Origin of the sequence: Clostridium saudiense, from assembly GCF_000577815.1 — a bacterium.
Lineage (GTDB): Bacteria > Bacillota > Clostridia > Clostridiales > Clostridiaceae > Clostridium > Clostridium saudiense.
In genome coordinates this window covers 159,238-173,568 of sequence record NZ_CBYM010000004.1, presented here as the reverse complement: position 1 = coordinate 173,568, position 14,331 = coordinate 159,238, and the positions used below count along the sequence as shown (strand labels likewise).

The 14,331-nt window shown below is 27.5% G+C and carries 16 protein-coding genes and 1 pseudogene; 3 read left to right on the top strand and 14 right to left on the bottom strand.

Features of this window, described 5'->3' with window-relative positions; all coding sequences use genetic code 11:
* Positions 1 to 841, top strand: a pseudogene (locus TY07_RS18705) (collagen-like protein); the annotation flags it as partial.
* A 219-nt stretch (positions 842 to 1,060) separates the two neighbouring features.
* Here the strand turns inward: TY07_RS18705 and TY07_RS03895 are convergent.
* The 14 genes from TY07_RS03895 to TY07_RS03835 form a co-directional block, all read right to left on the bottom strand.
* Positions 1,061 to 1,897, bottom strand: coding sequence for a MurR/RpiR family transcriptional regulator (locus TY07_RS03895; RefSeq protein WP_042395599.1), 837 nt, complete (start codon positions 1,895 to 1,897; stop codon positions 1,061 to 1,063).
* Between the two features lie 66 nt (positions 1,898 to 1,963).
* Positions 1,964 to 2,842: an ROK family protein gene (locus TY07_RS03890; RefSeq protein WP_042395596.1), complete on the bottom strand. Its 879-nt coding sequence runs from the start codon at positions 2,840 to 2,842 to the stop codon at positions 1,964 to 1,966.
* Between the two features lie 122 nt (positions 2,843 to 2,964).
* The gene (locus tag TY07_RS03885; protein WP_042395593.1) at positions 2,965 to 3,417 is read right to left on the bottom strand and encodes a NanQ anomerase/TabA/YiaL family protein; all 453 of its coding nucleotides are present in this window, start codon (positions 3,415 to 3,417) and stop codon (positions 2,965 to 2,967) included.
* Positions 3,418 to 3,419: 2 nt separating this feature from the next.
* Positions 3,420 to 4,961, bottom strand: a complete 1,542-nt coding sequence (locus TY07_RS03880) for a sodium:solute symporter family protein (RefSeq protein ID WP_042395588.1) — start codon at positions 4,959 to 4,961, stop codon at positions 3,420 to 3,422.
* Between the two features lie 28 nt (positions 4,962 to 4,989).
* A complete protein-coding gene (locus TY07_RS03875; RefSeq protein ID WP_042395585.1) occupies positions 4,990 to 5,856 on the bottom strand; it encodes an N-acetylneuraminate lyase in 867 nt (288 codons plus the stop codon).
* A 134-nt stretch (positions 5,857 to 5,990) separates the two neighbouring features.
* Positions 5,991 to 6,656, bottom strand: a complete 666-nt coding sequence (locus TY07_RS03870) for an N-acetylmannosamine-6-phosphate 2-epimerase (protein WP_042395582.1) — start codon at positions 6,654 to 6,656, stop codon at positions 5,991 to 5,993.
* A gap of 430 nt (positions 6,657 to 7,086) precedes the next feature.
* On the bottom strand, positions 7,087 to 7,386 hold the full coding sequence (locus TY07_RS03865; protein WP_042395579.1) for a hypothetical protein: 300 nt from the start codon (positions 7,384 to 7,386) through the stop codon (positions 7,087 to 7,089).
* Positions 7,387 to 7,836: 450 nt separating this feature from the next.
* The gene (locus tag TY07_RS03860; RefSeq protein ID WP_042395576.1) at positions 7,837 to 8,028 is read right to left on the bottom strand and encodes a DUF6019 family protein; all 192 of its coding nucleotides are present in this window, start codon (positions 8,026 to 8,028) and stop codon (positions 7,837 to 7,839) included.
* Between the two features lie 35 nt (positions 8,029 to 8,063).
* Positions 8,064 to 9,017: a M28 family metallopeptidase gene (locus TY07_RS03855; protein ID WP_042395573.1), complete on the bottom strand. Its 954-nt coding sequence runs from the start codon at positions 9,015 to 9,017 to the stop codon at positions 8,064 to 8,066.
* A 189-nt stretch (positions 9,018 to 9,206) separates the two neighbouring features.
* Complete coding sequence (locus tag TY07_RS03850; protein ID WP_278244465.1) at positions 9,207 to 9,479, bottom strand: TIGR04104 family putative zinc finger protein; 273 nt, start codon at positions 9,477 to 9,479, stop codon at positions 9,207 to 9,209.
* A 206-nt stretch (positions 9,480 to 9,685) separates the two neighbouring features.
* Complete coding sequence (locus TY07_RS03845) at positions 9,686 to 10,027, bottom strand: hypothetical protein (protein ID WP_042395569.1); 342 nt, start codon at positions 10,025 to 10,027, stop codon at positions 9,686 to 9,688.
* Between the two features lie 95 nt (positions 10,028 to 10,122).
* Positions 10,123 to 10,251: a hypothetical protein gene (locus TY07_RS18700; protein WP_260457847.1), complete on the bottom strand. Its 129-nt coding sequence runs from the start codon at positions 10,249 to 10,251 to the stop codon at positions 10,123 to 10,125.
* Between the two features lie 100 nt (positions 10,252 to 10,351).
* Complete coding sequence (locus tag TY07_RS03840; protein ID WP_042395568.1) at positions 10,352 to 10,954, bottom strand: NADPH-dependent FMN reductase family protein; 603 nt, start codon at positions 10,952 to 10,954, stop codon at positions 10,352 to 10,354.
* On the bottom strand, positions 10,942 to 11,454 hold the full coding sequence (locus TY07_RS03835; protein ID WP_042395564.1) for a flavodoxin family protein: 513 nt from the start codon (positions 11,452 to 11,454) through the stop codon (positions 10,942 to 10,944). The genes TY07_RS03840 and TY07_RS03835 overlap by 13 nt, the downstream gene beginning before the upstream one ends.
* 548 nt (positions 11,455 to 12,002) lie before the next feature.
* On the opposite strand from TY07_RS03835, the gene licT reads away from it, so the two are divergent.
* Positions 12,003 to 12,845: a BglG family transcription antiterminator LicT gene (gene licT / locus TY07_RS03830; RefSeq protein WP_042395561.1), complete on the top strand. Its 843-nt coding sequence runs from the start codon at positions 12,003 to 12,005 to the stop codon at positions 12,843 to 12,845.
* Positions 12,846 to 12,952: 107 nt separating this feature from the next.
* Positions 12,953 to 14,329, top strand: a complete 1,377-nt coding sequence (locus TY07_RS03825; RefSeq protein ID WP_042395559.1) for a PTS transporter subunit EIIC — start codon at positions 12,953 to 12,955, stop codon at positions 14,327 to 14,329.
* Positions 14,330 to 14,331: the final 2 nt, after the last annotated feature.

The window sequence follows — 14,331 nt, the reverse complement described above, 5'->3', positions numbered from 1 at the left end:
TCCCACTGGTCCAACTGGTCCTACTGGTATTCTTGGTGCCACTGGTCCAACTGGATGTACTGGTTTTACTGGTACTCCCGGTGATACGGGTCCAACTGGACCTACTGGTCCTCCTGGTATTCTTGGTGCTATCGGTCCTACTGGTCCCACTGGTCCAACTGGTATTCTTGGTGCTATCGGTCCTACTGGTCCCACTGGTCCAACTGGTCCTACTGGTATTATTGGTGCCACTGGTCCTACTGGATGTACTGGTTTTACTGGTACTCCCGGTAATACTGGACCTACTGGACCTACTGGTCTCCCAGGCTGCTTTGGTTGTACCGGTCCTACTGGATGTACTGGTACTCCCGGAATTCCCGGTTCTATAGGCCCAACTGGTCCTACTGGTCCTGCAGGCGCAGATGGTTGTTGTAGAATATGCTATATTCCACAATGTGAAAAAAGTTATTTATATATTAATACAGCCAATATAGAAATTAAACAAAAAAATCAACTAATTTCTTTATCAAAAAACATCCAAAAAAGAGGCTATAATATTAGGCACATGAATAACTCTCCAATTATCAACTTATCTGCAAAGAAATCATTTATGTTCAACTGTACTTTAAATGCTACTAATTTTGATATTTCTAATGAAAGTAAAGTTGATGTAGAGCTATTAGTAGATGGATACCCTTATCCAGGAATGGACTCTGCCACAATATTTTCAAATAATGAAGTAATAAAAATAATTGGTTTAGCGATAATAAGAACTTCAACATGTACTACTATAAGTTTAATAAACAAATCAAATTGTCCTGTTAAATTTTCTAATATTAATGTAACAATTATTGAAATTTAGCTATTATATTAGTATATTACTAAAAATTAATCTCATTTAACCTTCTACTTTTAATTTTAATGTTTGAATCCCTCAATAAAAAATACCGTATATTACAAATGCAATATACGGTATTTTTTATTATCCTCTTATTAAATTTTCTATCTTAAACAAACTATTATTCTTATTAAATTAATTAACTTTATCAATATACCTTACTGTTACTTGTTTAACTTATAATTACTTATAAATTGCTTCAGTAGTTTTAATTTTTCTACTTACAGCATCAATTTGCATTTCTTTTACAACTTGTGTATATATCAAATCCACAATAAATATTTGTGCTATTTTTGATGATACTGCTCCACTTTCAAGCAAAGTTTCAGAAGAAACATAATTTAAATTTATATCAGAAACTCTTGCAAGTGTTGAATTTTCATTTTCAGTTATTGCAATTATTTTCGCACCATTTTCCTTTGCAATTTTTACAGACTTAATAATTTCTTCAGTTTCTCCAGAATGAGAAATTGCTAATACAACTTCACCTTCATTTGCAAGTGCAGACATCATTATCATAGTATGTGTATCTTGATAATACATGCTATTTATGCCTATTCTCATAAATTTATAATTAGAGTCTTGTGCAACTATTCCTGAATATCCAACTCCCATAAAATATGCCTTCTTGCAATTTTTTATTAAATCAGCACACTCATATATATCATTAGTATTTAATTTATTAACAGTTCTTTCTAATACATTAATATTGTTTCTTAAAAGCTTATTAGCTGTTTCTAATACATCTTCATTATTACTTATTTCATTATTAATAATACTATTGCTATTTTTTAATGATATTTCTTGAGCTAAGGTTACCTTAAAATCCTGAAACCCTGAAAACCCCATTTTTTTAGCAAATCTAGTTACTGTTGCTTCACCTGTATTAGTTTCTTTTGCAGCTTCTGATATACTCATGTAAATAACTTTTTCTGCATTATTTCTTATATATTCAATTATCTGCTTATCCGACTTACTTGTCTTAAAATTTGGAGTATCCAACTGATTTAATATGCCCATTTCTTCTCTCCTGCCACTACTACTTTTACTTAATATTTTGTTTTATATTATCTTACAATTATATAATTATCTGCTTTTAAAATTATATAAAGCTCCTAACATTCCTGCATTATTTTGATTTTCTGCAAATTCAATTTTAACATTTTTATATACTCTTTCAATAAGTTTTTCTTTTAAAGCCTTATTAATTCTTTCTTTTAAATAATCTTTTTGTGCCATTATTCCTCCGCCAAGCACAACTACTTCTGGATTAATAACATACACAATATATGAAATACCTAATGCTAAATTATCAACTAAATTATCTATTTCTTCAATACAATCAACATCACCTTTTTTAGCTAAATCAAAAATTATCTTTCCGTTGATGCTATCTTTACTAAGATTCTTTCTTATTGCAACTTTCTCAACTAATTTGCTAGTTGCAGCTATGTCTTGAAATGCACATCCATTAATTAGCATATATCCCACTTCTCCGGCACTATTGCTAAAGCCATGGATTACTTTGCCATTAATTATAACACATCCACCTATTCCTGTACCAATAGTTAAGCATACACATGAATGTGAATCTTTAGCGCCTCCAAGCCAGTATTCTCCAAGCCCTGCACAATTCACATCATTTTCTACTTCACAGGGTATATCAAATTCCTTTTCTAACTCTTTTTTAATTTCAACTCCTGTATAATTTGGTATTAAACTAGAAGCATATACTATTTTCCCTTCTTTAGGATCAACCATTCCAGCTGTTGATACACATATCCCCTCAACTTTATGTTCAGTTATATAATTTCTTATTATGTTTTTTGCTTTTTCTAAAATTGACAATCCACCTTTACTAGCTTCTGTATCAATTTGAGACATTGTAATAATTTCTCCATTTTCTTTTATAACAGAATGTTTTATTGCTGTTCCACCAATATCTATACAAATATATTTTTTCATAATATCACCTTTGCCACTTTTTAAATTAAAACCTACCAATATTTTATAAAAGCCATTATCAATTTATCTTATATCTATAAAATTACTTAAAAGGGAGTACAAAAATACTCCCTTAACAGTTTTTAAATTATCTTTACTTTAAATATTGCTTTTTTAATATCTTTACTTTCATCAACCTTTATAGCTGTCATATGAGCATCTTCTGGGTAACATATTAAAAAATCACCTTTTTCTAATGTTACTACAGCAGATTCCTCTCCATTTAGAGGTAAGAAATCTCCTTCTTCTTCATATTCCTTTTGCTCTAAATTATCAATATGATTAAGAGCAATTTTTTCTGTTCCATCTAACATTAAATGAACATCAATGTATTTTCTATGAGCTTCCCAAAATCTATCTGCTTTATTTGTAGTTTTATAAGATACTACGTTAACGAATACATCATCACCATTAATTTCATGAGTTCCTGTACTAAATTCATTCAAGTTATTTTCAATAGCATATTTAAAGCATTCTAAAATTCTTTCATCTATAAAATTATATCTTTCTTTATCTTTTATATTTCCAAAAATCATACTTATACTCCTTCTAGTTCTCCTCTTAAAGATTCATCAGTTTCTCTATCACAGAAAACTGTTGCAGCATCTAAAGTATTTACCTTTTTGCCAGTTACAGCAAGTTCTATAGAACTTGTTATATATCCAACAACTACTGATGTTGATATAGAAATAATTGCATATGCCCATGAAGTTACACTTGGAACATTGTACTTTAAGAATACAACAAGTGCTGCTGATACTGCAAAAGCTACATAAGCACCTAAGCTTGTTGCCTTCTTTGTGAAAGCTCCTAAAACGAAGATTCCTGCTAATACTCCAAGAACTAATCCCATAAAGCTATTAAACCATTCATAAGCTGATTTAATTTCACCATTTGCAAGTACCATTGATACTGCAATTGATACAATACCAACACCTAATGATATATATTGAGCTATTTTGGTTTGCTTTTCAAAACTTAATTCTTTAGAAGATATTTTAGATTGAATATCTAATGTCCAGCTTGTTGCAACTGAATTTAATCCAGTTGATAATGTTGATTGTGATGCTGCATATATAGCTGCTAATAATATTCCTGTTATACCAACTGGTAATTGGTATGCTATATATGATGCAAAAATTTGGTCTTGTTGAGCTGTTTGTGCTAATGCTGGATTTTGATTATAGAAAACAAATAATGCTGTTCCTATTAAATAAAATACTGTTGCTAAGAATATTGATAATACTCCATTTCCATAAGTCATCTTCTTTAATTGTTTAATATCTGTTGTAGTTGTAAATCTTTGTACTATGTCTTGGCTTGAAATATATGATGAGAATGTATTGAACCCTGCACCTACTAAAATTATAAATGCACTGTTCTTTAATATGTTTATATCAAAAACTACATCTGTTGGTGCTAAGAACTTTCCTCCAGCTAATTCGCTAAATACAGATCCTATTCCACCATCGATACTAAATAATAAGAATCCTAATGCAAATGTAACTCCAACTATTAATACCATACCTTGAATAAAGTCAGTCCATAATACTGATTTTAATCCACCTGTATATGAGTAAATTATAGCAATAACACCCATAACTATTATTAATATGTTTACATTAATTCCTGTAAGTTGAGCTAATACCATAGATGGTAAATACATAATGATAGACATACGTCCAATTTGATATATTATAAACATTAAAGCACCTAAAATTCTAAGGCCTTTATTTTTATATCTTATTTCTAAGTATTCATATGCTGTATCTATTTTTAATCTGCTATATAAAGGTAAGAAGAATCTTATAGTTAATGGAATTGCAATAATCATACCTAATTGTGCAAACCATAATATCCAACTTCCTCCATAAGAGTTACCTGCTAATGATAAGAACGATATTGGACTTAATAATGTAGCAAATATAGAAACAGATGTAACCCACCAAGGTATAGTTCCATCCCCCTTAAAGAATTCCTTACCCTTCATTTCTTTCTTTGAGAATGCTAACCCTGCTAATAAAACTGCTCCTAGATATACTACGAGCACAACCATATCAATCCATGTAAAACCCTTCACTTTAATCTCTCCTTTATACCTTTAAATTTTAGAAGTATTTATTGTAGATAACTTTAGCTTGCTTAACCATTTCTGGTGTAGCTTCCTTCATTGGCTTTCTGCAATATCCAGCTTCCACACCTTCTTCTTCTAGTAATAATTTTAAAGTTCCATATAAACCGTTTGCTAATATATCAGTAATTAAGTCATTAGTAACATGTTGAACTTCTAATGCTTCAGCAATTCTACCTTCTTTAGCTAATTCAAATATTTCTCTAGCTCTCTTACCATTTACATTAAATGTTGAACCAATAGCTCCATCTACTCCTAGAACTGTTGCTGGTAACATCATTTCATCAAATCCTGCATAAATTAATTTGTCTGGGAATCTTTTTCTCATTCTTTCTAATAAATAGAAGTCTGCTGCTGTGAATTTAACACCAATTATTTTTTCATTTTCAAATAACTCTGCAAATTGATCTAAACTCATATTTACTCCTGTTAAGAATGGAATTGAGTAAATTATCATAGTGTTGTCAACTGAATTTATTATTGTATTGTAATAATCCTTAATTTCTTCAAAATCAAATTTATAATAAAAAGGTGTTACAGCTGATAATGAATCATATCCAAGTTCTGTTGCATATTTTGCAAGTTCTACTGATTCCTTAACATTAATTGATCCTACTTGCGCAATTAACTTTACTGCATCCTTTGCTTCATCTTTAGCAATTCTAAATATTTCTTTCTTTTCTTCTGTTGAAAGCATAAAGTTTTCTCCTGTGCTTCCACCAACATATAAACCATCAACTTTATTTTTGTCGATGTTATGTCTTATAATTTGTCTAAGACCCTTTTCGTTAATGTTTCCTTCCTTATCAAAAGATACTAATAATGCTGAATAAATTCCCTTCATTTTTTAACCCTCCATTTTGTAAATGTTTACTTGAAATTTTAAAAAATTATTTATTTCTAATTTACTAAACATCTGGTATTTAGCTTAATAGCTTGTCTACCAGTATGATTTTTTATTAAAGTTTAGTAAATGATTTAACTTATTGATTTAACAAATTTCTTTGTTATTAATTGTGGTCTTGTAATTGCTCCTCCAACTACACATGAATATGCTCCACATTCAAATGCTTGTCTTAATTCTTCCGGAGTATTTATTTTTCCTTCTCCAATTACAGGTATTTTTAAATCTTTAGATAACCTTTTAATAAGCTCTAAATCTGGTCCATCTCCCTGTGTTGAATACTTTGTATATCCAGATAATGTTGTAGATACACAATCAACACCTAATTCTTCTGCTTTAACTGCTTCTTCATAAGTAGATATATCTGCCATAACTAATACTCCATTACTTTTTATATAATCTACTAAGTCTTTTAACGATTCTCCATTTGGTCTTTTTCTTTCTGTAGCATCTAAAGCTATCATTTCACATTTAGTATTTAAAAGCTTGTCCACCTCTTCTTTTGTAGGTGTTATATATATTGGTGAGTCTTCATAACACTTCTTAATTATTCCTATGATAGGTAATCCCGTTACTTTTTTTATTTCTATAATATCTTCTACCCCTTGTGCTCTTATAGCAACTGCTCCACCTTCTTTTGCTGCCTTTGCCATTCTTCCCATTATAAATGAACTATGTAATGGCTCGTCATCTAAGGCTTGACATGAAACTATAAGTTTACCTTTTACCTTATTTAGCATATAAACTCCTCCCATCAAGATTTAAAGAAAATAATTTTCACTTGTTGATATTATAATATCATGTAATCATTTACTTTGCAAGTAATTTTCATAAATTATTTTCTTTTTTCTTAATTTTATTATTTAAATAAGGTTTTATATTGATTTTTAGTAAAAAAAAGAAAATAAATTTCATTTTTACTTTGAAATTTATTTTCATAAATTCATTTTTATATAAATGTTTTTTGTTTTATTTTTAAAATAATATGGAAATTAATACAAAATAAAGGATACCCTAATGAGCTACCCCTGTCTACATCACAATAGGTCAGTTCATTAGGACACCCTTTTAAGTCGTAATATTTTATATTTTTAAGCACTTCATAGTAAACTATTCTTTGCTTTCTTAATGTACATATCTTATATAGAACTTTTACTCAATCTGTAACTATTATCTTCTTTCATATTCCTTAATTAAAATACTTGCCACAATAACTGATAAAAGATATGTTATAGATTTATCTTGAGTGTATAAAAAATTACTTATAATAATAAATATTATTATTGATACTATTAAAATCTTTATTAAGTAAATATTTTTTTTCTGTTTTAGGATATTAATTAAATCCTCACTTATACCATATATATTTTTTTCATCTGAAATTTTTTCTATTTCTCCACTAGGCGAGGTAGACATGCCAAATACATATACCCCTCCAATTAATGCTATAATCCAAACTATACCCTCCATTAATATTCCCCCCTTATTATTAATTAAAAAATATTGCAATAAGAAATCCAAAAACTATAATATTTTCTCATAAAGTCATACTCCTATACCTTTACTAAACAACAGAACATACGAAAAATGTAATATACCTGCTTTTATCCAATTTTTTTTATTGCTCATAATTTTTCTCCTCACATATATTTAGCATCTAATAAAACAATTATACACTAAATAAAGTATAATTTACATATTAATTACAAATACCATGTATTCACTTTTATGATTGTAATTTACCATTCACAATATTTAAAAATAGTGTACTTTATTTTTGAATTATGAATAAAAAATACCGGATATTCACTTTTTAATAATACGGTATTTTCATTAATTTAATATTTAATTTCATCTTCTTAATATTTTAATATTATTCACAGTATATTTAATTTATTTTATATACCTTTGTAGTTATTTTTAAATATTTGAATCTTTGTGTTTATGATTTCTCAAAGAAAATACCCATGCTTCATCTTCTGGTAATTTCTTTCCTGTAATATCTTTATACGCTTCCTTAATTCCATTTTTAACTGACCATTTAATAACAAAGTATATTACAATTAAAGTGATAATAGCAGTTCCACCGCTAATCCCTAATTCTTCCCACATAACTATCCCCCCCAAAAATATCTTCAATTAATACCTTACAATATTATACCTTTAATATAGATAGATAATACATAAGCGAGCTTCTCTATCTTTTTATAATCTAGCAATTCTGGAGTATCTTTTTCATTTAAAATAAATTCCGAAATACCCTGTTGACATATATGAATATTCGGATAATCATTTTCCTCAAATGCAAAATAATCGCTTACTCCCATATTTTGCTCAAAAGCAATTTTAGCCTTTTCTGTAGGATAATCATCAACAAAATCTATATTATTATTATTAAAAATCTCCTTAATACCTGAATATAATATTTGCGACTCACTAATTCTACTTAAAGTTTTTAAACCTAAAGGATTAGAATTATATGAATCTTTCATTCCAACACAGTCAATATTTATGTTAAAAATATTTTGATATTGTAATTGTTCAAGCTTTGTTACAAAATCTCTACTGCCTGCAAAAAGAGCCATTTCTCCATTAGTCATTAGAAAAATAACATCATAATTAAGAGACTCTTTTTTTGATGTATCCTCTAATAATTTAGCTATTTCAAGAACTGTAGCAACACCTGATGCATTATCAACAGCTCCATTAAACCAAGCATCAAAGTGAGCTGTCAAAATAATAGCAGTGCTGCTATCGTTTCCACTAATTTTGCCAATAACATTGCTAATATTTCTACCATCATAGGAAAAATTGTCTAAATATGATTTACCAAAAACAAATTCTAAATTTAATTGTTTATACAATTCATCAATATATTCAGTTGCTTTTTGATTCCCTTCTTTATTATATTCCCTATCTTTAACTTTTTCTGAACATAAGTATTCAACTACTTCGCTAACTGTAAATTTTCCGTCGAGATTTTCTTCTTGAACAATAATATTACTTCCAACCTCACTTTCATCTTGTTCTACATTATTATCATTACAACCATATAATAAAAATACACTTAACACTATTAGCAGAAATCTTATTTTATTCATATTAGCCCCCTATTCATTTAATATTACAGATAAATATATATGTTCTATAGCTATTCTGATGATATAATATAAAATTATACATAAAATAATAAATCATATAATAGCAAAACTAACCCACATTTTATTCTCCCTTTACATCGTATTAAGATTATTGATTTAATCTACTGAATAACTAATTAAGATTATCCATTATTCTATTAATTTATATCTTACTATTAATGGACTTAATACAATAATGAATGATAAATATAGTAAATAAAATACTAGAATATTAATTCCTAATTTGAATAAATATGTTTGAACTAATAGAGGTAACGGTATTAATACTGCTATTATTAATCTAGATACATTGTTAATTTTCAATGCAAAATTACAATTTTTACATTCTATTTTTTTATAACCAGAAAATGGCCATATAGAAAATAGTAATTCCACATATGAAAAGTTTCTTTTGCATTTAATACATTTTTGAATAATTTCCCTCTCCTATCCTTTTTAAATTTGTCATATAATACAATTATACACTAGAAAAATCATACTTTACATATTAATTCCAAATACCCCTTAATTCTCACCATATTAAAACTACTTACAATAATTTTGAATTACTCACTAAAAAATACCGTATATTCAGTTGAATAATACGGTATTTTTTTACTATTTACTCTCTAATTTATTTTAGTAAAATCTAACTCTACTTCTCCATCGGTTATTAATATAATAGTATTCTTGTTTGTTATTGTACCAGCGTTACATTTTCTATTACAGTTTATATTTTTATAAACTATATCAGCATTTTGATCCAATACAATAATTGCAGAATCACTATCTTTATTAATAAATTGGTATTGCAAATTATATTCTCCTTTATCATTTTTATCTAATTTATAAATTCCTTCCTTGTAAGCATTATTAATAGGCGTAATAGGAGTATTTGCATATACATTGTTTGTAGCAAAAATTAGAACTGTTATTATTAATGTTGCTATATAGATTACTTTCTTTCTCATAATATTCACCTCATAAATATTATTTACTACATTTAATATTTAAATACCGTATTATTCAATTTTCAAAGATCATTTAGTTCGCAATAATTTCCAATCTACTTTAAGCGTTTTTCTATATTTTTTAACGCTTTCAGCACATCATTTAGCACTATAGTATCTCCAGAAACCTCTCTATTGTTTTCTATATGCCAAATTATATTTTCTATTTGATTTTTTAAATCCATATTCTCCTCCTATTTTTGAATTGAACACTAAAAAATACCGTATATTCTTTTTGAATAATACGGTATTTTAATACAAAATTAATAATATTTTCTATATAATTTATTCAATTTTCATAGTTTCCATTTCTTCTCTAGTTATTCCGTTTCTTTCACCGTATTTAATCCAATAATTTGTAGAAGCTTTTATAAAAAGTTTCTTAGTTAATGGCATAGTTACAGTATAAAAACTTTTTTTACCATTATTAATAGAGTTAGCAAACTTTTTAATTTTTCTTTTTGCTAAAAAAGCAAATGGTGTTCCCATTATAGCTTCTCCTCCACCAATACATAAAGTAGATCCAAAAGGATAGCCATTTTGTCTTGCAAAAAATTTTATTATTTCCACCGCTATAAAATTTTGTTCTGATTCAATAAATCCACAATTAATTAATACATGTATTGTAGGCTTAATATCAATCTTATATTCTTCCAAGCTTTTTAAAAAAGCTGTAAACACTGCAGGAATACTATCAACATATAATGGAAATATAAAAAGAATATCAGAATACTCATTTATTTTTTCAAATAAGTCTTCGTGTTTTTTTGATACAATATTATATTCTAAAATTTCCCCTTTATAATGCTCTTTAAATACTTCTGCATACTTTTTAGAGTTAGATTTGCTAGCTCTAGGACTTCCATTTATAATAATTAATTTCCCCATAATAAAACCTCTTTTCTAACAATATTATTTAAATCCTCTTCTTGAACAAATAATATTTTATAATTTTCAAATAGCATATTATGCGAATTTCTATCAACAAGTTTTTTGAATAAATTTTTTTCTTCTTCTGAAATATTTCCATATACAATAATTGTTGCATTTTTTAATTCTACATCACGTTGAACATGATGAGCTTCTCCATGATAAAGCCTTATAAATGCTTGTTGAATTGGTAAAGAACGTTCAAGTAAAGTTTTTAGAGGTGTATCATAGGTCCCAAATTTAATTTTTGTTACATAAATTAAATTTTTACTTTTCGCAATTAATGGATAAACCCTAACTGCATCATCTCGTATGATACATTTACCTGGAGTTCTTGTCCAACAATTGAAGCAACCTAGACAATTAGCTATCTTTAGTTTTGATATATCAATATATCTAGAGTTTTCAGATTCAATGAAATTAATATCTAAATCGACATCAGTAATTAGCAAATTCATAATATCATCTCCTAACTCAATAAAATTCAAAAGTTTCATTTTCTAGGGTATATACTATCATATTTTTTATAATTACACCATATTTTCTATACTATATTATTTAATTTTTAAAGATCAAATTTTATTACTTCGTAATAATTTCAAAGTATTGGTGATTTTAATGAATTGCGCACTAAAAAATACCGTATATTCTCTTTTGAATAGTACGGTATTTTCATAATTTAATATTTAATTTCATCTTCGTTATATTTTTTATACTAAGTTACTCCACAATTTTGATTTTACTAAAATATATCTTAGCTTCCTAAATCAGCTCCACTACACATACAAAGCCATTAAACGTATTCATTTTTTGATAAATTTTACAAAAATGTAGTAGACAAGTTGTAAAATATATGTTAATATTCAATTATGTCAAGCGTAAGTCATATTAGATATGATTAAATTGGTTTGTTACTGAAATATTATATATCGTCAGGCAAGACCAATAGTTAGCAGTTTTTTTGCTATACTATTGGTCTTTTTTTATATCGATGGGGGATGTTTTTATGAAAATAAGAAAAATATTAAATAATAATTTAGTCCTTGCTAGCGACGTGCAAGGAAATGAAATAATAGTAAAAGGCCGTGGAATTGGCTTTAACAAAAAAAGATGGGATCTTTTAGACGAATCTGTTATTGAAAAAATATTTACACCTGAAAACTCTAAAAACAGTAAAGAATTACAATCTTATTTAACATCAATTCCTGAAGATTACTTGGATTTTGTTCAAGAATATGTTGATGATATTAAAAATTCCTATGATATTAAATTAAATAATAGCATTTACATATCATTAAGCGACCATTTAACCGGAACAATTAAACGATTTAACGAAGGAATATCTATAAACAATTTATTACTTTTAGATATTAAGCAATTATATAAACTAGAATATAAAATCGGCTTAGATATGCTTGAAAAGCTAAATGCAAAATTCAACGTAAATTTACCTTTAGATGAAGCTGGATTTATTGCACTACATTTTGTTAATGCACAAGATTCTGAAGGTAAAAATGATGGGTTTAAAATATCTCATATTGTAAACGAAATAATGGAGATAGTTAAAAGATATTATGATTCAATTGTTTTTGATGAAGAAAGCTTATATTATCAAAGGTTTATTACACATTTAAAATATTTTGCACAAAGATTTCTTCATAAAGAACTTAATTATAAAGAAGATACTAAGTTATTTGAAATCATTAGAAATCAATATAAAGAAGCTTATGGATGTGTTAAATTAATTTATTTAATGATGGATGATAAATATAATTATAAACTTACTGAAGAAGAAATGCTTTATCTTACAATGCATATTCAATCAATTACTGAGAAATCAACATTATAAAATTTATTACTGTTATCTTTGGCTTGTTACTGAAATACGAACTTAATATTCGTAGCGTTCAGGCAAAACCTTAAATATAAATTATATTTTTAAGGAGGATACTTAGAATGAAAAAAGATTATAAAAATGATTCTAAGAAATTAACAGAAGCACTAGGAGGAAAGGAAAACATCAAAAAAGTATTTCACTGTATGACAAGACTACGCTTTTACTTAAATGATAAAAGTAAAATTGATAAAGATTCAATAAATAGTCTTTCAGAAGTATCAGGAATTAACTGGCACAATGACCAACTTCAAATTATTGTTGGTAATGATGTTAATGAAATGTATAAAGAATTACTTGCTTTAGGTGTCCCATCTGATGATAATTCATCTGATATTGAAACTAATTCAAAAGGAATTGTTTCAAAGGTTGTAGATTCAATTACAGGATGTATGACTCCTATGATACCAGCATTAACTGCTGCAGGTATGATAAAAGTTGTATTAACTTTACTAACAACTTTTAATTTAGTTGAAACTACAAGTAGTAGTTATCAAGTAATTAACTTTATTGGAGATGTTGCCTTTTACTTTATGCCATTCCTAATTGCTGCTAATGCTGCAAAGGTATTTCATGTTAATCAAGCACTTGCATTAATTATTGCCGGAGTATTTTTACATCCAAATTTTACTGCAATGATAGCATCACAAGATCCAATATCACTATTTGGACTTCCAATTACTAAGTTTTCATATGCTTACTCAGTAATTCCTGTTATTTTAATGGTTTGGATTATGTCATATATTGAAAAATTAGTTGATAAAATTACACCACGTATATTTAAATTAATATTAAACCCTACACTTATAATGCTTATTAGTGCTCCAATTGCTTTAATAGTTGTTGGACCTTTAGGAGGATTAATTGGTGATTGGTTAGCTGTTGCAATTAACTTCTTATCTACAAAATTAGGTTTTGTTATTGTTGGTATTTTAGGTGCCACTTTCCCATTTATTGTTATGACTGGTATGCATCATGCTTTAACTCCAATTGGATTAAATGCAATAGCTACTGGTGGAGCTGATAAGTTAATATTTGTTTCTCAAGTTTGTTCAAACATTGCTCAATCTGGAGCATCTCTTGCTGTTGCTGTAAAATCTAAGGACAAAGATATGAAACAATTAGCTAGTGCATCAGGTATTTCTGCTTTAATGGGTATAACTGAACCAGCACTTTATGGTGTTACATTAAAATTAAAACGTCCTGTTATTGCTGCTTCTATTGCTGCTGGTATTGGAGGTATTGTTGGAGGAATATTACAAGTTTCTTTATATATTGCTCAAAACAGTATTATGGCTATCCCTGCATTTATAGGTGAAGCTGGAATGGGTAATTTACTTGCAGGTGTTATAATGATCATTGTTTCTTTTGTTGCTTCATTTATATTAACAATTTTATTTGGATTTAAGGATATTAATCTAGAAGAAAAAAAAAATTAAAT